General features: G+C 59.5%; 22 protein-coding genes and 1 pseudogene. 8 read left to right on the top strand and 15 right to left on the bottom strand.

Annotated elements, in window-relative coordinates:
* Positions 1–14 precede the first annotated feature (14 nt).
* Positions 15–599: a hypothetical protein gene (locus ACIQY3_RS15785; RefSeq protein ID WP_403020956.1), complete on the top strand. Its 585-nt coding sequence runs from the start codon at positions 15–17 to the stop codon at positions 597–599.
* 66 nt (positions 600–665) lie between these two features.
* Positions 666–1,979, top strand: coding sequence for a PQQ-dependent sugar dehydrogenase (locus tag ACIQY3_RS15780; RefSeq protein ID WP_403020953.1), 1,314 nt, complete (start codon positions 666–668; stop codon positions 1,977–1,979).
* Positions 1,980–2,122: 143 nt separating this feature from the next.
* Here the strand turns inward: ACIQY3_RS15780 and ACIQY3_RS15775 are convergent, their stop codons facing one another.
* The 6 genes from ACIQY3_RS15775 to ACIQY3_RS15750 all read right to left on the bottom strand — a co-directional run bounded on the left by ACIQY3_RS15775 (position 2,123) and on the right by ACIQY3_RS15750 (position 7,462).
* Positions 2,123–2,776 (bottom strand): class I SAM-dependent methyltransferase, encoded by a 654-nt coding sequence (locus tag ACIQY3_RS15775; protein WP_403020951.1) that lies wholly within the window; start codon positions 2,774–2,776, stop codon positions 2,123–2,125.
* Between the two features lie 21 nt (positions 2,777–2,797).
* Positions 2,798–3,337 carry a C40 family peptidase gene (locus ACIQY3_RS15770; protein ID WP_403020949.1) on the bottom strand — a complete coding sequence of 180 codons (540 nt, stop codon included), beginning with the start codon at positions 3,335–3,337 and terminating at the stop codon, positions 2,798–2,800.
* A 167-nt stretch (positions 3,338–3,504) separates the two neighbouring features.
* A complete protein-coding gene (locus ACIQY3_RS15765; RefSeq protein WP_403020947.1) occupies positions 3,505–4,143 on the bottom strand; it encodes a C40 family peptidase in 639 nt (212 codons plus the stop codon).
* A gap of 213 nt (positions 4,144–4,356) precedes the next feature.
* Positions 4,357–5,061, bottom strand: coding sequence for a DnaA regulatory inactivator Hda (hda, locus tag ACIQY3_RS15760; RefSeq protein WP_054049492.1), 705 nt, complete (start codon positions 5,059–5,061; stop codon positions 4,357–4,359).
* Between the two features lie 230 nt (positions 5,062–5,291).
* On the bottom strand, positions 5,292–6,365 hold the full coding sequence (locus tag ACIQY3_RS15755; RefSeq protein ID WP_403020945.1) for an AI-2E family transporter: 1,074 nt from the start codon (positions 6,363–6,365) through the stop codon (positions 5,292–5,294).
* A gap of 38 nt (positions 6,366–6,403) precedes the next feature.
* The gene (locus ACIQY3_RS15750) at positions 6,404–7,462 is read right to left on the bottom strand and encodes a DUF2066 domain-containing protein (RefSeq protein ID WP_403020943.1); all 1,059 of its coding nucleotides are present in this window, start codon (positions 7,460–7,462) and stop codon (positions 6,404–6,406) included.
* A 383-nt stretch (positions 7,463–7,845) separates the two neighbouring features.
* On the opposite strand from ACIQY3_RS15750, the gene purM reads away from it, so the two are divergent.
* From purM to ACIQY3_RS15735, 3 genes are read left to right on the top strand one after another with little or no spacing between them, the layout of a single operon-like run.
* Complete coding sequence (gene purM / locus ACIQY3_RS15745) at positions 7,846–8,904, top strand: phosphoribosylformylglycinamidine cyclo-ligase (protein ID WP_403020941.1); 1,059 nt, start codon at positions 7,846–7,848, stop codon at positions 8,902–8,904.
* On the top strand, positions 8,904–9,554 hold the full coding sequence (gene purN, locus ACIQY3_RS15740) for a phosphoribosylglycinamide formyltransferase (RefSeq protein WP_403020939.1): 651 nt from the start codon (positions 8,904–8,906) through the stop codon (positions 9,552–9,554). The genes purM and purN overlap by 1 nt, the downstream gene beginning before the upstream one ends.
* 8 nt (positions 9,555–9,562) lie before the next feature.
* Positions 9,563–10,276, top strand: a complete 714-nt coding sequence (locus ACIQY3_RS15735) for a DUF3108 domain-containing protein (RefSeq protein WP_403020937.1) — start codon at positions 9,563–9,565, stop codon at positions 10,274–10,276.
* A 186-nt stretch (positions 10,277–10,462) separates the two neighbouring features.
* Here the strand turns inward: ACIQY3_RS15735 and ACIQY3_RS15730 are convergent, their stop codons facing one another.
* Positions 10,463–12,088, bottom strand: coding sequence for a methyl-accepting chemotaxis protein (locus ACIQY3_RS15730; protein ID WP_403020934.1), 1,626 nt, complete (start codon positions 12,086–12,088; stop codon positions 10,463–10,465).
* A gap of 262 nt (positions 12,089–12,350) precedes the next feature.
* Here ACIQY3_RS15730 and ACIQY3_RS15725 point away from each other — a divergent pair, with 262 nt between their 5' ends.
* On the top strand, positions 12,351–12,767 hold the full coding sequence (locus ACIQY3_RS15725; RefSeq protein WP_403020932.1) for an OsmC family protein: 417 nt from the start codon (positions 12,351–12,353) through the stop codon (positions 12,765–12,767).
* Positions 12,768–12,828: 61 nt separating this feature from the next.
* On the top strand, positions 12,829–13,689 hold the full coding sequence (locus ACIQY3_RS15720) for a pirin family protein (RefSeq protein ID WP_403020930.1): 861 nt from the start codon (positions 12,829–12,831) through the stop codon (positions 13,687–13,689).
* Positions 13,690–13,818: 129 nt separating this feature from the next.
* Here ACIQY3_RS15720 and ACIQY3_RS15715 read toward each other — a convergent pair whose 3' ends face one another.
* From ACIQY3_RS15715 to ACIQY3_RS15700, 4 genes are all read right to left on the bottom strand, one after another.
* Complete coding sequence (locus ACIQY3_RS15715) at positions 13,819–14,547, bottom strand: dienelactone hydrolase family protein (RefSeq protein ID WP_403020928.1); 729 nt, start codon at positions 14,545–14,547, stop codon at positions 13,819–13,821.
* A gap of 61 nt (positions 14,548–14,608) precedes the next feature.
* Complete coding sequence (gene htpG, locus ACIQY3_RS15710) at positions 14,609–16,513, bottom strand: molecular chaperone HtpG (RefSeq protein WP_403020926.1); 1,905 nt, start codon at positions 16,511–16,513, stop codon at positions 14,609–14,611.
* 81 nt (positions 16,514–16,594) lie between these two features.
* Complete coding sequence (locus ACIQY3_RS15705; protein WP_403020924.1) at positions 16,595–17,047, bottom strand: PaaI family thioesterase; 453 nt, start codon at positions 17,045–17,047, stop codon at positions 16,595–16,597.
* On the bottom strand, positions 17,044–17,520 hold the full coding sequence (locus tag ACIQY3_RS15700; RefSeq protein WP_403020922.1) for a PaaI family thioesterase: 477 nt from the start codon (positions 17,518–17,520) through the stop codon (positions 17,044–17,046). Before ACIQY3_RS15700 ends, ACIQY3_RS15705 begins: the two co-directional genes overlap by 4 nt.
* A 158-nt stretch (positions 17,521–17,678) precedes the next feature.
* Between ACIQY3_RS15700 and ACIQY3_RS15695 the strand changes: the two genes are divergently transcribed.
* On the top strand, positions 17,679–17,912 hold the full coding sequence (locus ACIQY3_RS15695) for a hypothetical protein (protein ID WP_403020920.1): 234 nt from the start codon (positions 17,679–17,681) through the stop codon (positions 17,910–17,912).
* A 68-nt stretch (positions 17,913–17,980) separates the two neighbouring features.
* Here the strand turns inward: ACIQY3_RS15695 and ACIQY3_RS15690 are convergent, their stop codons facing one another.
* The 4 genes and pseudogenes from ACIQY3_RS15690 to ACIQY3_RS15675 form a co-directional block, all read right to left on the bottom strand.
* Positions 17,981–18,382: an MAPEG family protein gene (locus ACIQY3_RS15690; protein WP_403020917.1), complete on the bottom strand. Its 402-nt coding sequence runs from the start codon at positions 18,380–18,382 to the stop codon at positions 17,981–17,983.
* Positions 18,382–19,119, bottom strand: a complete 738-nt coding sequence (locus ACIQY3_RS15685) for a DUF599 domain-containing protein (RefSeq protein WP_403020915.1) — start codon at positions 19,117–19,119, stop codon at positions 18,382–18,384. The genes ACIQY3_RS15690 and ACIQY3_RS15685 overlap by 1 nt, the downstream gene beginning before the upstream one ends.
* A gap of 249 nt (positions 19,120–19,368) precedes the next feature.
* Positions 19,369–20,682, bottom strand: coding sequence for a branched-chain amino acid transport system II carrier protein (gene brnQ / locus ACIQY3_RS15680; RefSeq protein ID WP_403020913.1), 1,314 nt, complete (start codon positions 20,680–20,682; stop codon positions 19,369–19,371).
* Positions 20,683–21,158: 476 nt separating this feature from the next.
* Positions 21,159–21,354, bottom strand: a pseudogene (locus ACIQY3_RS15675) (succinate--CoA ligase subunit alpha); the annotation flags it as partial.

Genomic DNA, 21,354 nt, shown 5'->3' with positions numbered 1-21,354 from the left:
CAAGGGTGAGCCACATGCAAGGCATGATCATCAGCAATCCGAAGCTGGAATTCCTGCGCCCGCTGCTGGAACGCTGGTTTGACTGTATCGACCGCTACAACGCCGTGCGCGGCGATAACGACACGCCCTACTGGTTCGACGAAAAGGCCAACCTCAGCCTGCTCTCGGCCGCCGCCTGGATGGCAGAAATGGTCACGTTGCAACAGACGCCGACCCGCAAACAGACCGAGGAAGGCGAACGCAATGCCCGCGCCGATCTGTTTATCGCCACCAGCGAAGAGCGCGCATTCCTTCAGGCCACCCAGCGCTGGCCCAAGGTCAACAGCCTGAATCTGACACAAGCCCTGGCCGATATCACCAGTGACGCCAGGCGCATCAGCTACGCCAGCGACCTGAAACTCGGCTGCCTGTTCGTCGCTCCGCAAAAGGCCCAGCAAAGTGCGACCCCGGAAGAACTCCAGGACATGGTCGACGACTTGCAGAAGGAACACACCTGCGCCGTGGCCTGGTATTTCCCCTACGCCTACCGCAAGTTGCGCAACGAAGCCGGGCAGTATCATCCGGGCATCGCGGTGCTGTTCAAAGAGGCTCGTGGCTGACGGGTTGAACCATCGCGGCTGTTTACTTCTCTAGATTAAATCAGTGCATTCATAGGGAAGATCAGCATGCGCAAGCCCCAGCTCGTTCTCGTTATCGCGCTCGCCGGAGGGCTTGTCGCCTGCGGCGAGACCTCCAGCCTGCAAGTCACGGACGGCACCGGCCCATCGCCTAAACTGCCAGAACCGAACAAAACCCTGATCCCGACGGTGAACATCGCCCCGGCGATCGGCTGGCCGGCCGGTGCAAAACCTACCGCGGCGGCGGGAACCCAGGTGGCGGCATTTGCCGAAAACCTCGATCACCCGCGCTGGCTCTACGTCCTGCCCAACGGCGACGTGCTGGTGGCGGAAACCAACGCGCCGCCCAAGCCCGATGACGGCAAAGGCATTCGCGGCTGGGTGATGAAGAAAGTCATGGGCCGCGCCGGTGCCGGCGTACCGAGCCCGAATCGTATTACGCTGCTGCGGGACAAGGACCACGATGGCGTGGCTGAAACTCGCACGGTGTTCCTGGAAAACCTCAACTCGCCTTTCGGCATGACCCTGGTCGGCAACGACCTGTACGTCGCCGACACCGATCGCCTGCTGCGTTTCCACTATGAAACCGGCGACACCGCGATCAAGTCTGAGCCTATGAAGGTGATCGATCTGCCGGGCGGCACGCTCAATCACCACTGGACCAAAAACGTCATCGCCAGCAAGGACGGCAGCAAGCTATACGTGACGGTGGGTTCCAACAGCAACGTCGGCGAAAACGGCCTGGACAAGGAAGAAGGTCGCGCGGCGATCTGGGAAGTGGACCGCGCCACCGGCAATCATCGGATCTTCGCCTCAGGCTTGCGTAACCCCAACGGCATGGGCTGGGAACCAAGCAGCGGCGCGTTGTGGACGTCGGTCAACGAGCGGGATGAAATCGGCAGCGACCTGGTGCCGGATTACATCACCTCCGTGAAGGATGGCGCGTTCTACGGCTGGCCGTTCAGCTATTACGGGCAACACGTCGATGTCCGTGTCGAGCCGCAAAACCCCGACCTGGTTGCGAAAGCCATCGCCCCGGATTATGCGGTCGGCCCGCACACCGCTTCGCTGGGCTTCACCTTTGCCGAGGGCAGCAAACTGCCGACACCGTTTACCAACGGCGCCTTCGTCGGCCAACACGGCTCTTGGAACCGCAAACCCCACAGCGGCTATAAAGTGATTTTCGTGCCGTTCACGGCGGGCAAACCGACCGGGCAACCGGTGGATGTGCTGACCGGGTTCCTGGATAAAGATGAAAACGCCCTGGGTCGGCCGGTGGGTGTGGTGATTGATCAGCAAGGAGACTTGTTGGTGGCGGATGACGTGGGGAACAAGGTTTGGCGGGTTTCTGCGGCCAAATAAAACGCTTCCTGCCAACACCAAAACCCAATGTGGGAGCGGCGGTGCGACGATTCGACTTGCTCGCGAAGAGGGTGTGTCATTCAACAATAATGTCGACTGACACACCGCTTTCGCGAGCAAGCCCGCTCCCACATTTATAAGCGTCAGCGTTTACGGCAAAGCGTCAATCCATCGCCAATCGGCAACAGCGACAAATCCACCCGCACATCCTCCTTCAACGCCCGATTGAGCATCTGAATCGCCCGCGTGTCCGCACTCTCGGGATTGCTCTCCAGCACCCGCCCGCTCCACAAGGTGTTATCGAATATCGCCAGGCCACCCACCCGCAGCAAGCGCAGGGCGTGCTCCAGATAACTCGGATAGTTGGCCTTGTCGGCATCGATAAAGATCAGATCAAACGCCCCCGGTTGCTCCAGTTGGGCCAGGGTTTCCAGCGCTGGCGCCAGGCGCAGGTCGATGCGTTCGCCGAGGCCCGCTTCCTGCCAGTAACGTAGGGCGATGGCGTTGTAGTCGCCGGGGATATCGCAACAGATCAACGCGCCGTTTTCCGGCAATGCTGCCGCCATGCACAAGGCGCTGTAACCGGTGAAGGTGCCGACTTCAAGCAAACGCCGGGCGCCGGTGAGCTTGACCAGTAAGGCGAGGAACTGCCCCTGCTCCGGCGCCACTTGCCAGCGGGCCATCGGCAGCGTCTGGGTTTCGTCACGCAAACGCTTGAGCAGCGGCGTTTCCCTGAGGGAAACGTCGAGCAGGTATTGATACAGGGAGTCGTCGAGATTGAGCGTGCGATTGGTCATCACAGCCTCTGCGCAGAAAACCTACTGATTACGCGCCAGGTGCTCAGGTTGCAAAACGCGTTTGGCGCTGAGATAGGCTTTCTGCCAATAGGCTTTGGACAGGCTGTCGAGCTTCACCGTGCCACCAGTGGCCGGGGCGTGGACGAAGCGGCCTTCGCCGACGTAGATGCCGGCGTGGCTGACCTGGGAACCGCCATTGGTGGCGAAGAAAATCAGGTCGCCGGTTTGCAGGCCTTCCTTGCCGACATTGGCTGCTTGCATGCTGATCATTTCGCGGGTGGTGCGCGGCAGGGAAATGCCGGCGACGTCACGGTAGACATAACCGATCAGGCCGCTGCAATCGAATCCGGAATCCGGCGTGTTGCCGCCCCAGCGATACGGCGTGCCTACCAGGCCGAGGGCGCGAAACAACACGTCTTCCGCTTCAGGGGAGAATGCTTGGGCAGGGCCAAAAACAATCGGCGCTCGAACCACCGGCGCAGGTGGCGGTGGCGTGCGGCTGGCACAGGCGCTGAGCAGCGCTGCGAAGAGCATCAGGGTGAGGCGGGCCGACATCGTCATAAGCAGAACATCCTGATCTGGCTGCGGCTTTTTTCTGCCGGGAAGACAGAAAAGAAAACCGCCTGCGCAGAGCACAGGCGGTTTGCCATCAATAATAGATCAGGATTCTAGCGCCTATGCGCCAAACTTCAAAGTAAGACTTTAAGTTCGCCTTACATAAAGTGTGCTTACTTGCGAGCGGTGACCACAGTCGGGGCCATCGCGAGTGCGCGCTTGGCTTCGATGAAGGTCTTGCTCCAGTAGCTGTCGCCCAAGCTATCGACTCGCACGCCACCGCTTTTGCGGCTGCTGGAGTGGATGAACTGGTCATCACCGAGGTAGATCCCGGCGTGACTGACACGACCGCGACGACCATTGGTGGCGAAGAACAGCAGATCACCCGGCTTGAGGTTGTTGCGCGAGACCAGTGGCGCATCCACGTTGATCATTTCACGAGTGGAGCGCGGCAGGTTCATGCCGGCCTCTTCGCGGAACAGGTAGCCGATGAAACCGCTGCAGTCGAAACCGGCTTCAGAGGTACCGCCGAAACGGTAACGGGTACCGATCAGGGACATGCCGCGTTCGAGGATGCTGTCAGCCAGAACCGGAAGCTGGTAAGACTTGCCATCGGCGAAGCTTGCCAGTTCTTTTTCGGTGGCCGTCTCTTCCTGGAAAAGAGTGTCCTGATACAGGACGGAAGATTGGGCTGTAACAGAGTTTTTAACCTGCTGTTGTTGCTCTTGCTGGGACACTGGAGAGTGAGCAGCGCAACCGAACAACAGGGTGACGAGTGCGAGAGGCACGAGGGGTGCGAAGCGATTTAGCATGGGCACGACCGTGGCTGATAGTTGTAAAGAAGCCGAGACTATGCCCGCTATCAACCTCATTTGCAAATTCAATCGAACTTAATGTGACTTCCCGGTTTCTCGTTTACATCTAAGCGCTTAAACCCATTTCGAACGTTTACGCAGCCTGCAGCCTTGTGGGAAAGCGGATTTTCTGGCGCCTGGAATATGCCAAAAGCCGCTAAAGCCCTTGGTTTACCAGCCTAAAGTCTCTTTCAAAAACGGGATTGTCAGCTTGCGTTGAGCCTGAAGCGAAGCCTGATCAAGACGCTCAAGCAGCTCGAACAGCGCGCTCATGCTGCGGGTGCCACGGGTCAAAATAAAATGCCCGACTTCGTCCGTCAGGTGCAAACCGCGACGTGATGCTCGCAGTTGCAGGGCGCGCAATTTATCTTCATCGGAGAGTGGGCGCATCTGGAAGATCAGCGCCAGGGTCAGGCGTGATTTGAGGTCCGCCAGCTTCACCGGCAGTTCACGTGGCGAGGTCGAAGCGGCAATCAACAGGCGCCGACCGCTGTCACGCAGACGGTTGAACAGGTGAAACAGCGCCTCTTCCCAATCCGCCCGCCCGGCGACGGCCTGCAAGTCATCGAGGCAGACCAGTTCGTATTGTTCGAGGTTGTCGAGGATTTCGATGCCGCGATCCAGCAACTCGGCCAACGGCAAGTACACCGCCGGTTCGCCCATCTGTTCGAACCGCAGGCAAGCAGCCTGCAACAAATGCGTGCGCCCTACCCCGTCCTTGCCCCAGAGATAAATCAGGCTTTCGGTCCAGCCGGCGTCGGCTTCGCATAGCCGCTCGACATAGCCGAGTGCAGCGGCATTGGCGCCTGGGTAGTAATTGATAAAGGTAGCGTCATCACGCAGACGCACACCTAGGGGCAGCTGAATCGGTTTCATGCTGACTGAACAGTTCCAAAGGAACCGTTAGTGGCCTCTGTGTAAAGTTTGCGAAGTTTATACCCGTGAGGCAGCCCGCACAATGCGGCAGACCACAAGCAAAATCAAAGGTTTGCGTTAACGCGCTGGTTTTGTGACAGATTCTTTGGCGGCGCATGTGACAGCCACCGGAAGGAAGCGAGGCAGCCCGGCGATAAACCGGGCCGCCCGCGAGGAGCGATCAGGTCGCGTTACAACTCGGGCTCGTCGGCACCACTGTACACATCTGAATCTTTATACAAATCATGTAGATGGCGCACCAGCACCATGATCACCGCCGCTACCGGCAACGCCAGCAGCACACCGGTAAACCCGAACAGCTCGCCACCGGCCAGGATCGCGAAAATCACCGCCACCGGATGCAGGCCAATCCGGTCGCCGACCAGTAATGGCGTGAGCACCATGCCTTCCAGCGCCTGCCCGACCATGAACACCGCAACGATCCCGAGCATCGGATACAGGTCGCCATGGAACTGGAACAGACCGGCGATCAACGCCGCGCCAATCCCGATGACAAACCCCATGTACGGCACAATCGCCGCCAGGCCCGCAATCAGACCGATCAACAGCCCCAGCTCCAACCCGACCAGCATCAGGCCCGCCGCATAGATCACGCCCAGCGCCAGCATCACCAGCAATTGCCCGCGCACAAACGCACCGAGCACTTCATGGCATTCACCGGCCAGCGACACCACGCGCTCTTCACGATCACGGGGCAGCAGGCTGCGGATCTTGGCCATCATCAGGTCCCAGTCCCGCAGCAGGTAGAAACTCACCACCGGGATCAGCACCAGATTGGCCAGCCAGCCGATCAACGCCAGCCCGGAAGCCGTCGCCTGGCTCAGCACCACGCCGACGATGTCGGTGGTCTGGCCCATGTGTTCGCTGATCGCCGCCTTGAGCTTGTCGAACTTCCAGAAATTATCCGACAGCCCGAATTTCGACTGCGCCCACGGCAGCGCCGTGTGCTGTAACCAGTCGAGCATTTGCGGCGCCAGTTCGTACAGGCGAAACAGCTGCTTGGCGAGCAACGGCACCAGCACCAACAGCAAAGTCGTGAAGATCAGGGTAAACAGCGCAAACACCGCCACCACGCCCCAGGTTCGGGACAGACCGGCCTTCTCCAGGCGATCCACCAACGGATCGAACAGATAGGCCAACAGCAGCGCCACCAGAAATGGCGTCAGGATCGGATGCAACAGCCAGACAAACGCGCAGAGCAGGAGCACCCCGCCCAACCAGAACCAACGCCGCGTATCGGCCATGTACAACTCCCTATGCTTCTATATAAAGAAAGAAAACCTTACCAACGGAATCGCAACTGCGGCACGGGTGCCGGAGCGGGCGCTACAACCGGCGCCGAACCCTCGGCCGGCTGAACCGGTGCGACAGGCGCCGGCGCTTCACCGGCCGGAACCTCCTGCAACTTCGCCAACGACAGCTGCGAGCGCAGTTGCTCGGCGCTGCCATTGACCCGATAAACAATACGATCGCCATCGACGCTGACCAGACGTCCGCCAAACGGATCCAGCAAGCGCCCCAACGCCGCGTAGCGTTCCAGGTTCATGCCCTGCACTTCAAGCAATTGTTCGCTCGAAGCCCCCGCCTTGACGACAAAGCGCGGCGCCATACGCTCAGCCACCGCCAACATCACTGCATCGGCCACCGCCGCCTGATCCGCGCCCTGCACGGTGCCCGCTTCCTTCTGGTCGCCGAGCCACAAATGCCACTTGGCCTGCCACTGGCCGCCCTCTTCGCGGGCATGCACCGCGAGCAAGGCGTCGGCGTTGTAACGTTCCGATGCGCCGCGCAATGGCGCCGCATCCGAGCCTTCAAGAGTCGGCGCCGTCGCGACCAGTTGTTCGCTCAAGTCTGCCAGCGGCAAGCGCAAGGGCAAACCACGATGTTGTGCCGCACGACGCAGTGGCGCAGCGGTGGCCTGACCATCGCCTACCAGGCTCGAACCCTCGGCGGAGTCGTTCAGCCACCAGCCCAGAATCGACGGCCGATTCGCGCCCCACAACGACAACCCGGCACGACGCAACGCCTGCTCGGTGGTGGCCGGGTCGAAATCGACCTTCAGCACTTCCGGCGGCCCGGCTTCAAAGCCGTACTGACTGATGATTTGCTGCGGGTCCTTGCGGATCGCCGCCAACCCCGGGTTTTGCGCAGCCTTGGGGTCGCCGGTCAGGCGCAACACCAGCGTATCCAGTGCCTCCTGAGTCGCTTGATCGCGTACCTCGGGGCTCTGACTGCTGACAGGCTGACGGACCTGATAAAGGCCTTTCACGGTTTCGGCATGACTCGCCAGGCTGAAAAGCGACAAACAACCCACTGCTAAATATTTGGAGAAAAAACGCATGGAAGATTCCTGACGACAAGAGCGGCTGGAACTGGCCGCGTGAACGCATTGAGCAAGGCTGTGACCATCGCCCTGGGCAAAACATTCACCCGGCCCCGATAAGTTTTTGGCACTGTCATAACGATAGACGGTTAATGGCGATACCTTATACAGGCATGAGGGACGCCACCAACACGGGCAATTACGGTTTTTTTCGGCCGATATGCCCCTGCCGTCGGCGCGAGGATGGCCGCTGCCTCTCAAGCCTGATAAAATCGCGCGCCTTCGCAGACCGGCAACAGCCGGGCAGTGTCGGAATAGCGCGCAAGGCTTTCGCCTACGCTGTTTCGGCGGCCCTAATGGACTCGGTCGTTACCCCTGAATCCCCCCTAAAGGCCTGGATCATGAGCAAGCAACCCTCCCTGAGCTACAAGGACGCCGGTGTAGACATCGACGCCGGTGAAGCATTGGTCGAACGCATCAAGAGCGTCGCCAAGCGCACTGCGCGCCCGGAAGTCATGGGCGGCCTGGGCGGTTTTGGCGCCCTCTGCGAAATCCCGGCCGGCTACAAGCAGCCAGTGCTGGTTTCCGGTACTGACGGCGTCGGCACCAAGCTGCGCCTGGCGCTGAACCTGAACAAGCACGACAGCATCGGCATCGACCTGGTCGCCATGTGCGTCAACGACCTGGTGGTGTGCGGCGCAGAGCCGCTGTTCTTCCTCGACTACTATGCCACCGGCAAACTCAACGTCGAAACCGCGACCCAGGTCGTGACCGGCATCGGCGCCGGCTGCGAACTGTCCGGCTGCTCCCTGGTCGGCGGCGAAACCGCTGAAATGCCTGGCATGTACGAAGGCGAAGACTACGACCTGGCCGGCTTCTGCGTCGGCGTCGTGGAAAAAGCCGACATCATCGACGGCTCCAAAGTCGCTGCCGGTGACGCCCTGCTCGCCCTGCCGTCTTCCGGCCCGCACTCCAACGGCTACTCGCTGATCCGCAAGATCATCGAAGTGTCCGGTGCCGACATCGAAAACATCCAGCTCGACGGCAAACCGCTGACCGACCTGCTGATGGCCCCGACCCGTATCTACGTGAAGCCGCTGCTCAAGCTGATCAAGGAAACCGGCGCGGTCAAAGCCATGGCCCACATCACCGGTGGTGGCCTGCTGGACAACATCCCGCGCGTTCTGCCAAAAGGCGCACAAGCCGTGGTTGACGTTGCGAGCTGGACCCGCCCGGCGGTGTTCGACTGGCTGCAAGAGAAAGGCAACGTCGACGAAAACGAAATGCACCGCGTGCTGAACTGCGGCGTCGGCATGGTGATCTGCGTGGCTCAAGAGCACGTTGAAACCGCCCTGAACGTCCTGCGTGAAGCCGGCGAACAGCCTTGGGTCATCGGCCAGATCTCCACCGCTGCCGAAGGCGCGGCCCAGGTCGAACTGAAGAACCTTAAGGCGCACTAATGTCCGCCACCTGTGATGTCGTGGTGCTGCTCTCCGGCACCGGCAGTAACTTGCAGGCCTTGATCGACAGCACGCGGACCGGCGACAGCCCGGTCCGCATCGCTGCGGTGATTTCCAACCGCGCCGACGCCTACGGCCTGCAACGCGCCAGGGACGCGGGTATCGACACCCGCTCCCTGGATCACAAGGCTTTCGAAGGCCGCGAAGCCTTCGATGCCGCGCTGATCGAACTGATCGACGCCTTCAACCCCAAACTCGTGGTACTCGCCGGTTTCATGCGCATTCTCAGCGCTGGTTTCGTGCGCCACTACCAGGGTCGCCTGCTCAATATCCATCCCTCGCTGCTGCCCAAATACAAAGGGTTACACACTCATCAGCGCGCGTTGGAGGCCGGCGACAACGAGCACGGCTGCTCCGTGCACTTCGTCACCGAGGAACTCGATGGCGGACCACTGGTCGTACAGGCAGTAATACCGGTAGAGTTGCACGATTCGCCGCAGAGTCTGGCGCAGCGGGTCCACGTTCAGGAACACCTGATCTACCCGATGGCCGTACGCTGGTTTGCCGAAGGTCGTTTATCACTCGGCGAACAAGGTGCTTTACTGGATGACACGTTACTCGCGGCCAGCGGCCACTTGATTCGAACCTAGGAGATTTTATGCGTCGCGCCTTGCTCTTCGCTTGCGCTCTGCTCGCCCTGCCCTTCGCGCAGGCCGCAGACCTTCAACCTTTCTCCGCCAGCTACACCGCCGACTGGAAGCAGTTGCCCATGAGCGGCACCGCCGAGCGCAGCCTGACCAAGGGCGCCAATGGCGTTTGGACACTCAGTTTCAAGGCGTCGATGATGATCGCCAGCCTGTCCGAACAAAGCACCCTGACCCTGGACAAAGACACTTTGCTGCCTCAGTCCTATCACTTCGAACGTGGTGGCCTGGGTAAAGCCAAGAAGGCTGACCTGGACTTCGACTGGACCACCAAAATGGTCACCGGCACCGATCGTGGTGACGCGGTCAAGATCCCGCTCAATCGTGGCATGGTCGACAAATCCACTTATCAGTTGGCCCTGCAACACGATGTGGCCGCTGGCAAGAAGAGCATGAGCTACCAGGTCGTCGATGACGGCGAAGTCGATACCTATGACTTCCGCGTGCTGGGCTCGGAAAAAGTCGACACCAAGGCTGGCCAGATCGATGCGATCAAGGTCGAGCGTGTGCGCGACCCGACACAAAGCAAGCGCATCACCGTGATGTGGTTCGCCAAGGACTGGGATTACCTGCTGGTCCGCCTGCAACAGGTTGAAACCGACGGCAAGGAGTACAACATCATGCTCCTGGACGGTACGGTCAACGGCAAGGCTGTCAAAGGCAGCTGATCCGGTTCGATACAAGAAGCCCCGCGATTGCGGGGCTTTTTTTTGCCTTGGAAAAAGACGCAGAACCTTGTGGGAGCGGGCTTGCTCGCGAAAGCGGTGTGTCAGGCGATATTGATGTTGACTGACACACTGCTTTCGCGAGCAAGCCCGCTCCCACAGGGGTCAGTGTTGTTCTCTACTGACGAACTAGACCGAAAACCGCGCCACCATACTGTTCAAATCTACCGCCAACCGCGACAACTCCTGGCTCGCCGCACTGGTCTGATTTGCCCCCGCCGAGGTCTGCAACGCCAGGTCACGGATGTTCATCAAATTGCGATCCACCTCCCGCGCCACCGCCGCCTGCTCCTCCGAGGCACTGGCGATCACGATGTTGCGCTCGTTGATCAAGGTGAAGGCCGAGGCAATCTCCTCCAGCGCAATGCCCGCGGCTTTCGCCACTTCCAAGGTCGAACGCGCCCGGCTATTGCTCTGCTGCATCGAGCTGACGGCGGAATCGGTGCCTTGCTGGATGCCGCTGATCATCTGCTCGATTTCCTGGGTCGACTGCTGAGTTCGATGGGCCAGCGCTCGCACCTCATCCGCGACGACAGCAAAACCGCGCCCGGCATCGCCGGCACGCGCCGCTTCGATTGCCGCGTTCAGGGCCAGGAGATTGGTCTGCTCGGCAATCGAGCGAATCACATCCAGCACTTTGCTGATGCCGTAGACCTTCTGTGCCAAATCCTCAACCTGACCGGCATTGGCCGTCACATCGTCCGCCAGGGATTCGATGGACAGCACGGTCTGCTGCACTTGCGCGCGGCCATGCTGGGCGATCCGGTCAGATTCCCGAGACGCTTCGGAAGTGGCCACCGCATTGCTCGCCACTTCTTCCACCGCTGCGGTCATTTGATTCACCGCTGTAGCGGCCTGCTCGATTTCCAGGCTCTGCTGATGCAAGCCACGGGTTGCGTCTTCCGTGACGCAACTGAGTTCTTCCGAGGCCGAAGCCAATTGGCTGGACGAGTCGGAGATTCGCCGAATGGTGTCCCGCAGACTTTGCTGCATGCTCTTGAGCGCGTGTAGCAGCCGTGCCGGTTCGTCCTTGCCGCTGATGCTGATGTCGCCGGTCAGATCGCCGCCCGCCACCACCTCGGCCACCCGCAACGACTGGGACAAGGGCAACACAATGCTGCGAGTCAGCAGCAAGGCCAGGCCGATGGTCATCAACGCCGCCAGTGTGACCATCACCCCAACCCAGACCCGCGAGTTGCTGAACACCAGCCGCGCCGCCTCGGTGGCCAGGTTGGCATTGTGCTTGTTCAATTCCACTAGGGATTTGAGGGTGACGGCGATTTCATCGGCCAACGGGCTCATCTCGCCGTTGACGATAACCGCCGCGTCTTCGATCCGGCCTTGAGCCGACAGAGTCATCACCTGCCCCTGAAATTGCAGGTACTTTTGCTCCGACGCCTTGAACCGATCAAACAACGAACGCTCCTCGGGCAGCACGATCAACGCGTTATAGCGCTGTTGCGCATCGCCGAGCACGCCTTTGAGTTCATTGAGTTTGCCGACGTTCTGCGCCAGCGCCGCCGGGTCGCGGTTGATCAACAGGCGCATGGTCAGGGCCCGCAGCCGCAGCATGTCCTGACTCATCTCCCCGACCGCCATCACGCTGGGCAGCCAGTTGTTATCGACCTGATCCGACTGGGCGCGCATGTTCGACATTTGCGCGAGGGCGAACGCCCCCAAGCCAAACACCATCAACGCCAACAGGCCAAAACCCAGGCTCGCGCGCGGCGCAATATTGAGACTGCGGATGCTCATTGCTTGGTTCCTTCCAAAAATGCACTGCATATCCCTGCAGCGGGTTGCTTTAGAAGGTATCGGCCCCGAGACAATTTGCGTAAGACCAAAACGTGATATCAAAACGCCTTGCTACTTCGATCGTCGGGCAGGAACGATTCAGCGCCCAGTTATGTAGAGCGGTTCCCGGCAAGAAAGTGGAACGCAGCACAGCACGAATGCTCTATACCTTCAGGGTCCGTTTTTGCTCGAATGACTTTTCCTACTGCCGAAGAGGTTTCCCATGACTGTTACCGTCAATACCGTTTCCAGTGAAGGCTTTCGTCACACTGTCCAGATCGATGACCACGAACTGTTTGCCGATGTACCGAAGTCCGCCGGCGGCGAAGGCTCGGCGCCGGAGCCCCACGATTACTTCGACGCCGCCCTTGGTGCCTGTAAAGCGCTGACGCTGAAAATGTACGCCAAGAAGAAAGACATCCCGCTGACCGGCGTCGGTGTCGAGGTCAAACGCGACAACAGCGAGGAGCAGAAAGGCAAATATGGCCTGCACGTGACCCTCACGCTCAAGGGCGTGCTCACCGACGCCCAGCGCGAGGAATTGTTGCGCGTCGCCGACCGTTGCCCGATTCATAAACTGATGACCACCACCGACGTCACCATCGAAACCCACGCCCCACAGGGCTTCGACAGCCAGTAATTACGACGATGCCAGCGGCGGGTTATGCTCCACGCATTACCCGCCCAGCCTGGAATGCAGCATGAACACGCCCCTCGTGATCCGCCCCCGCGCCGAAGATGTCGAAGGCCAGCCGATTCTTCGCCCGTTGCCGTCAGCCAAATGCCGCAGCGTCGGGCCTTTCGTGTTTTTCGACCACATGCTCGAAACCCGTTATCCGGCGGGCAAAGGCATGAACATCCGACAACATCCGCACATCGGTCTGTCGACCCTCACCTACCTGTTCCAGGGGCAGATCCAGCACAAGGACAGCCTCGGTTCCGATCAGGTGGTGGATACCGGTGATGTCAGCTGGATGACCGCGGGCAGCGCCATCGCCCACGTTGAACGCACGCCTGAGTCGCTGAAAGACAGTGGCTTCACAATGCACGGCTTGCAGATCTGGCTGGCGTCGCCCAAGGAACACGAGCAAGGTCCGGGGCATTACAGCCATCACCCGGCGGCCACGTTGCCGGTCAGCGATAACCTCGGCGTGAAGATCCGCATGATCGCCGGGTCAGGCTTTTGTCTGGAATCGCCGGTGCCGGTGCTTTCTCCTACGTTGTATGCCGAACTCAACCTGCAAACCGCGACGACATTGCTGATTCCCACCGAGCATGAAGAACGGGCACTGTATGTGCTGGACGGTGAGGTGCAACTCGATGGCGAGTTGGTAGAGCCACATACGCTGGTGGTGTTGCCGGTCGGCGAAGAGATGACGCTGTTTGCCGAGAGTGACGTGCACGCCGTGCTGTTCGGCGGCGCACCACTGGACGGTCCACGGCGAATCAACTGGAATTTTGTGGCGAGCGATCCGGCGGCCATTGATGAGGCGCGTCGACGCTGGGCGGCCGGGGATTGGCCGACGGTGCCGGGGGAAAGTGAGCGGATCGAATTGCCCTAGGATTTTTAGTGCCCGATACACCGCTTTCGCGAGCAAGCCCGCTCCCACAGGGGAATGCATTCCAAATGTGGGAGCGGGCTTGCTCGCGAAGAGGCCAGCCCTGACACCACCCATGTCAGGGAACAATCATCAGTCGTTAAACACTTCATCCAGCAAGTTATGCATCGACACAAACGCCCGAGTGGCGGTTTTCGCGTCATACATCGTCTTGCCCGGCACATTCGCATGGGGATCGGTAAACGAGTGCACCGCGCCGCCGTAGCTCAGCAGTTGCCAATCCACGCCCGCCGCGTTCATTTCTTCTTCAAACGCCGGCAGTTGCTCTTTCGGCACCAATGGATCGGACGCACCGTGCAGCACCAGCACCGAGCCCTTGATGTTTTTCGCATCGTTGACGTTTGGTGTATCCAGCGAACCATGGAACGATACCGCCGCTTTCACCGGCGCGCCGCTGCGGGCCAGTTCCAGTGCACAGCAGCCGCCAAAGCAGAAACCGAAAGTCGCCAGTTTCAAGGTATCGACCGCGACGTCGCCCTGCCCTTGCAGTTGCTCGAAAGCCGCCTGCATGCGCTGGCGCAGCAAACCACGATCGTTCTTCAACGGCATCATCGCCGCGCCTGCCTCGTCGCCGTTCTGCGGGCGCACCGACTGGCCGTAAAGGTCCGCGATCAGCACCACATAGCCTTTGGACGCCACTGACTTGGCAATCTCTTCGGCACCGGCGCTGATACCCATCCAGTTCGGCGCCATCAGCAAACCCGGGCGCGGGCCTTTGTGGTCGGCATCGAAGGCCAGGCGGCTTTCATAGGACTGGCCATCAACCTGATAGACCACAGAACGCACAGTGACTTGGCTCATCTCAAACTCCTAAGACTCAAGAATAAAAAAACCCGCCGAAGCGGGTTTTTGTACAACTCAGTTAAACCGACAGTTCAACCAGCAGCTTGTTGAGACGGCGCACGTAGGCCGCCGGGTCTTTCAAGCTGTCGCCAGCCGCCAGGGCTGCCTGATCGAACAGGATGTGCGACAGATCGCCGAAGCGCTCGTCGCTCTGTTCGTTGTCGAGTTTCTCGATCAGCGGGTGAGCCGGGTTGAATTCGAAGATTGGCTTCGAATCCGGCACCTTCTGTCCGCTGGCTTCGAGGATCTGACGCATCTGCAGACCCAGGTCCTGCTCGCCGATCGCGAGGATTGCCGGGGAATCGGTCAGGCGATGGGAAACTCGCACTTCAGCGACGGAATCGCCCAGTGCGGTTTTCAGACGCTCAACCAGGCCTTCTTTGGACTTGGCGACTTCTTCCGCGGCTTTCTTGTCTTCTTCCGAATCCAGGTTGCCGAGGTCCAGGTCACCGCGCGCCACGTCGACAAAGCTCTTGCCGTCGAATTCGCTTAAGTAGCTCATCAGCCACTCGTCGATGCGGTCGGTCAGCAGCAGCACTTCGATGCCTTTCTTGCGGAAGACTTCCAGGTGCGGGCTGTTTTTGACTTGGGCGTAGGTTTCGCCGGTCAGGTAGTAGATCTTGTCCTGACCTTCCTTGGCGCGAGCCAGGTAGTCAGCCAGACCCACAACCTGCTCGCCTTCTTCGCCCTGAGTGGACGCAAAACGCAGCAGGCCAGCGATTTTCTCTTTGTTGGCGAAATCTTCAGCCGGGCCTTCTTTCATCACCTGGCCGAAGTTTTTCCAGAAGCCTTTGTATTGCTCAGGCTCGTTCTTCGCCAGTTTTTCCAGCATGTCCAGCACGCGCTTGGTCAGCGCCGACTTCATGGAATCGATGATCGGGTCTTTCTGCAGGATTTCCCGCGACACGTTCAGCGACAGGTCGTTGGAATCGACCACGCCTTTGATGAAGCGCAAGTACAGCGGCAGGAACGACTCGGCCTGATCCATTACGAACACGCGCTGCACGTACAGCTTCAGGCCTTTCGGCGCTTCGCGCTGGTACAGGTCGAACGGAGCACGGGTCGGCACGTACAGCAGCGAGCTGTATTCCAGCTTGCCTTCGACCTTGTTGTGGCTCCAGCTCAGCGGGTTCTCGAAGTCATGGGCGATGTGTTTGTAGAACTCCTGGTATTCCTCGTCCTTGATCTCGGTGCGAGGACGGGTCCACAAGGCGCTGGCGCGGTTGACGGTTTCCCACTCAACGGCTGGCTTCTCTTCGCCTTCAACAGCTGCCACTTCTTTCGGCAACTCGATCGGCAAAGCGATGTGATCGGAGTATTTCTTGATGATGTTGCGCAGACGCCAGCCATCGGCGAACTCGTCTTCACCGGACTTCAGGTGCAGGACGATACGGGTGCCGCGCTCGGCTTTCTCAACGGTGGCAACTTCAAAATCGCCTTCGCCCTTGGACGACCAGTGCACGCCTTCGCTGGCGGCAGCACCGGCACGACGGCTGAACACGTCAACTTTGTCGGCAACGATGAATGCGGAGTAGAAACCCACACCGAACTGACCGATCAGGTGCGAATCTTTCTTCTGATCGCCGGACAGGTGTTTCATGAAATCAGCGGTGCCAGACTTGGCAATCGTCCCCAGATGGGTGATCGCGTCTTCGCGGCTCATGCCGATACCGTTGTCTTCGAGGGTGACAGTTTTCGCGTCTTTGTCGAAGCTCACACGGATTTTCAGTTCGGCGCCACCTTCCAGCAACTCAGGCTTGGACAGGGCTTCGAAACGTAATTTGTCGACAGCGTCAGAGGCGTTCGAGATCAACTCGCGAAGGAAAATTTCCTTGTTGGAATACAGCGAATGGATCATGAGGTGCAGCAGTTGCTTCACCTCGGTCTGGAAGCCCAGGGTTTCCTTTTGAGTTTCCACACTCATGGTCATCAAACTCCAATCAGATGGCAGTGGCCGCGACCTTCAGGGTCGACGGCGGGTTGTCATCAGAGTTTGGGGCTGAGTTCAGGATTTCAAGGGCTCCTCGATTTTGAAATGCCCCCGGGCCGTGGCAATCGGCTCGGATTCGGTGGTTTGCCAGGCCGTCACCGCCACGTTGGCCACCCGCCGCCCCTGCCGACACACCTGGCAGCGGGCCCAGGTATCGCGAAATTGCCCGGCGCGCAGGTAATCGAGGGAGAAGTCGATGATCTTCGGTACGCCCGGCGAGCCGGTGAAAATCAGCAGGTGCAACGCCGCGGACAGTTCCATGAACCCGGCAATCACGCCACCGTGAATGGCCGGCAGTAAAGGGTTACCAATGTTGTCCTTGTTGGCCGGCAGGCGAAACAGCCGTTCATCACCGACCCGTGAACATTCGACGCCGATCAACTTGGTGTAGGGGATCAGGTGCAGCAGCGAGGCGTAGTCCCCTTGCGCATGGGCCTGCTGCAGTTGTTCCTTGAAGGAGTCAGTCATTTCGCACCTCCGGCGATGGCGCCACCAAAGCCTTTGGTGCCCTTGATGCCCTTGCCCATGCGCATGAATGTGCCGACGACATGGGCGATGGGCTGGTCCGGGTCGTCCTGATAGGCAAAACCTCGGGCGAAGATAACGTCGGTGGTCACCCGGTAGCATTGGGCGAAGCCGTAGACGTCCTTGTGGGGTTCGGCGGCGTGCATGTAGTCGATGCGCAAATCGAGGGTCGGGCAGACTTCGAATTCCGGCAACACACACAGGGTGGACATGCCGCATGCAGTGTCCATCAGCGACGTCAGGGCGCCGCCGTGGATGACCCCGGTTTGCGGGTTGCCGACGATTTGCGGGCTATAAGGCAGGACGACCGTTAGTCCGTCCGTGCTCGCACTGTGAACTCGCAAGCCCAGCACCTGACAATGTCGCAGCGCCGATAGAAATCGTGTTGCACGCTCAAAAACAGGGTTTTCGGCCATGTGATAAATCCCTTCTTAGTACCCTGCCAACGCCTCAGATGAATCAGGCAAAAGTTCCGTCGCGTTTAAAACTTATATATCTGTATGAAATGAGGAACTTATCGCTGAGGGCTGTGCTCGAAAGGCCAGTAGATATATTCCATAAGGAGAAACACCCCATGCGTAAGACTTTAGCTATTGCCTTGATGTTGACCGCTTCCCTCGGTCTCGCTGCCTGCGATAAAAAATCCGAGGACAAAGCTCAAGAAGCTGACAAACATGCTGAGCAAGCTCAGCAAGACATGAGCAAAGCTCAGGATAAAGTGAACGACGCTGCGAAAGAAAACGCCGATGCTGCCAAAGCTCAGGCTGAATCGAACGAAGCGGCAGCAAAAGAAGCGCCTAAAAACTAAAACAGTTTTTAGCGTGACAAAAGAAAACCCGCCAAGTGCGGGTTTTCTTTTGCCTTTTAGTTGGTGGATTAGAGCAGCACGGTTCTAAAAGTCGGACTAATCATCAGCAATAATGAGCAGACTAGTCCGATGAACCACACCAGGCTGCGCTGCCAGGCAAGATCGCCCCAATAACACAACAAATAGAGGATGCGCGTGATCACAAAGATGATCGCCAGCGAGTCGATCAACCATCCCGCCGTTTGCGTGGTGTGCGCCATCAACACCCCTACCGCAAATAATATGAATGCCTCGAAACAATTCTGATGGGCCGCCACGGCGCGGGCGCCGAACCCGGTCAGTTGCGCCTGTTGCTGGCGCGGCAAGTGATTGTTGTAGCCGCCCTGCTCTTTCATGGCCCTGGCCACGGGCATACGGGCCACGTAGATCAGCAGTGCACTGATAAACACACACCAGAACGGAATACTCATCAAGCGGCCTCTTTGTTGGCTTCGGGCAATGGCGCCTCTGTAGGGGTATAGACCATCACGTCGAGAACGTCGGAATGAAACTCCCGGCGATACAACACCAGCACCACTCCAGCGCTCATCGACATAAACAACCAGGGGCTGACGAACCACGCCAGCATGGTCATGCCGAAGTAGTAGGAACGCAGGCCGAAGTTGAACTGGTTGGCCGCCATCGAAATCACCCGCGCCGCCCGTGCCGCGAAGGCTTTGCGCTCCTGTTCGGAAACATGTCGCTCACCGATCATCGGTGCCGAGCCGACCAGGATCGCCGCGAAGTTGTACTGGCGCATGCACCAACTGAAGGTGAAGAACGCGTAGACAAACACCAGCGCCAGGCACAGCAACTTGATCTCCGACATGCCCTGGGAGGCCTGCTGCACCATCGGAATATCCGCCAACAACGACACCGCCCGTTCGGACGCGCCGAGCACCGTGAGAATGCCCGCCAGGATAATCAGTGTGCTGGAGGCGAAGAACGAGGCGTTGCGCTCCAGGTTGCCGATCACACTGGCGTCGGCGATGCGGTTGTCCCGCAGCAGCATGCGGCGCATCCAGTCTTCGCGGTACAGGTGCAGCACGCTGGCCAGGCACGCGGTGTCGCGGCCCTTCCACGTCGCATAACGGGTGTAACCACCCCAGCAGATGACAAACCAGAGCGCGGCGAGGAAATGGATCAGGTTGGCGTGGATGAACGACATGCAGGTCCTTGTGATGTAGGTGCAAACTGTGGGAGCGGGCTTGCTCGCGAAAGCGGCTTTTCATTCAACATTAATGTCGCCTGACACACCGCTTTCGCGAGCAAGCCCGCTCCCACATGGAGTTCTCGCAGTCTTCGACGTTAGCTCGCGGAAAAAGACACTGCCTCATCCCCATAAAAAATGCCCCGTATCGATTGATACGGGGCATTTCTGTTTAACCGGCTGCCCGCTTGTGGCGGGCCTTCAGGTTTACGCCAGGGCTTCGTCGCGCTTGCCCAGCATACGGTCGCACGCGGCGGCCACAACCAGGGTCATCACCGACGGCACCAGCCACGCCAGACCTTGTTCGCTCAACGGCAGGTGCGACAGCTGTGTCGGCATCCAGTCCGCCAGGCCGGCGCCCTTCAGGGCGTCGATCATGCCGAAGATGAACGACACCAGCATCACCGGGCCGACAATACGGCTCTGTTCACGCCAGAAGTCCTTGCAGAAGCTCAGGGCGACCAGGGCGATGCACGGCGGGTAGATCGCGGTCAGCACCGGGATCGAGAACGCGATCAGCTTGGTGAGGCCCAGGTTGGACACAAACAGCGAGAACACCGCCAGGATGATCACCAGGGTCTTGTAGGACAGTGGCAGCACACGGCTGAAGTATTCGGCGCAGGCACAGGTCAGGCCGACCGCCGTCACCAGGCATGCCAGGGAGATCAGCACCGCGAGGAAACCGCTACCCAGCGAACCGAAGGTGTGTTGCACATAGGCATGCAGGACCGCCGCGCCGTTTGCAGCGCCGGCGGCCACTTCATGGCTGCCCGAACCGAGACGGAACAGGCTGACATACACCAGCGCCAGACCCACGCCGGCAATCATCCCGGCAATGATCGCGTAACGGGTGATCAGCGCAGGCGACTCGACGCCACGGGAGCGGATCGCGTTAACGATGACGATGCCGAACACCAGTGCGCCCAGGGTATCCATGGTCAGGTAACCATTGATGAAGCCTTGGGAGAACGGTGCCGCCACGTATTCCGGCGTGGCCACGCCGATATCACCGGCCGGCAAGGCGAACGCGGCGATACCGAGTACGGCCAGGGCGATGATCTTCAGCGGCGCGAGGAAACGTCCTACGGTGTCCAGCAGTCGGCCCGGATACAGCGAGATGAAGAACACCAGCAGGAAGTACACCGAGCTGTAGAGGAACAGCGCCAGCGGGCTCTCGCCGGTCAACGGCGCCAGGCCCACTTCGAAGGACACGGTGGCGGTACGTGGCGTGGCGAACAACGGGCCGACCGCCAGGTAGCACGCAGCGGCCAGCAGGCCACCGGCGACTTTACCGATCGGGCTGCTCAACGCATCCATGGCTCCGCCGACCTTGGCCAGGGCGACCACCGTGATCACTGGCAGACCGACTGCCGTGATCAGGAAACCCAGCGCCGCCATCCAGACATTAGGCCCGGACTGCAAACCGACGATAGGCGGGAAGATGATGTTGCCAGCCCCGACAAACAGGGCAAACGTCATAAAACCAAGTGCCAGGATGTCCTGGCCTTTCAACACTTTCATTAAGGAAATACCACACTACTGAATCGGAATTTAGAGAGGGATTTCCCTATGGGTGAGGGAAATGCTGTCGATCCGTATGGGACTGACCCGTTTAGCGCGTAGCGGCCTTGTGGGCTGCGGACGCAAAAATGGCTGCTAGCCTAACGAATTTGCCTGACGAACGCACTGTTAGAGGGCAAACTATCCGATACGCGACATTTCTGTGTCGCGTTTTTGCATGTAAATGGGTGTCGGCTGTAAATAAGCCTTCGCGGGCAAGCCTCGCTCCTACAGATTGGCGCCGTTTTTGTGTATTAGATCGTTCCCATGCTCTGCGTGGGAATGCATACCGTGACGCTCTGCGTCACATTCAAAAGCGGAACGCGGAGCGTCCCGGGCGGCATTCCCACGCAGAGCGTGGGAACGATCACCCCGGAAACGACAAAGGCCACCCGAAGGTGGCCTTTGTTTGGTAAAGCGTCAGCTAAGCGCGAGGCTTACTTGATCGCCCAACCGGTCAGCTCGGACAAAGCCTTGCCGATGTCTGCCAGCGAACGCACGGTTTTAACGCCTGCGTCTTCCAGGGCAGCAAACTTCTCGTCTGCAGTGCCTTTGCCGCCAGAGATGATTGCGCCAGCATGGCCCATGCGCTTGCCAGCAGGGGCAGTCAAACCAGCGATTTTTTTATGTACC

This window comes from Pseudomonas sp. NPDC096950 (assembly GCF_044762525.1).
Taxonomy (GTDB): domain Bacteria; phylum Pseudomonadota; class Gammaproteobacteria; order Pseudomonadales; family Pseudomonadaceae; genus Aquipseudomonas.
Note: the sequence above shows the minus strand (reverse complement) of the source record. Positions and strands in the feature narration are given on the sequence as shown.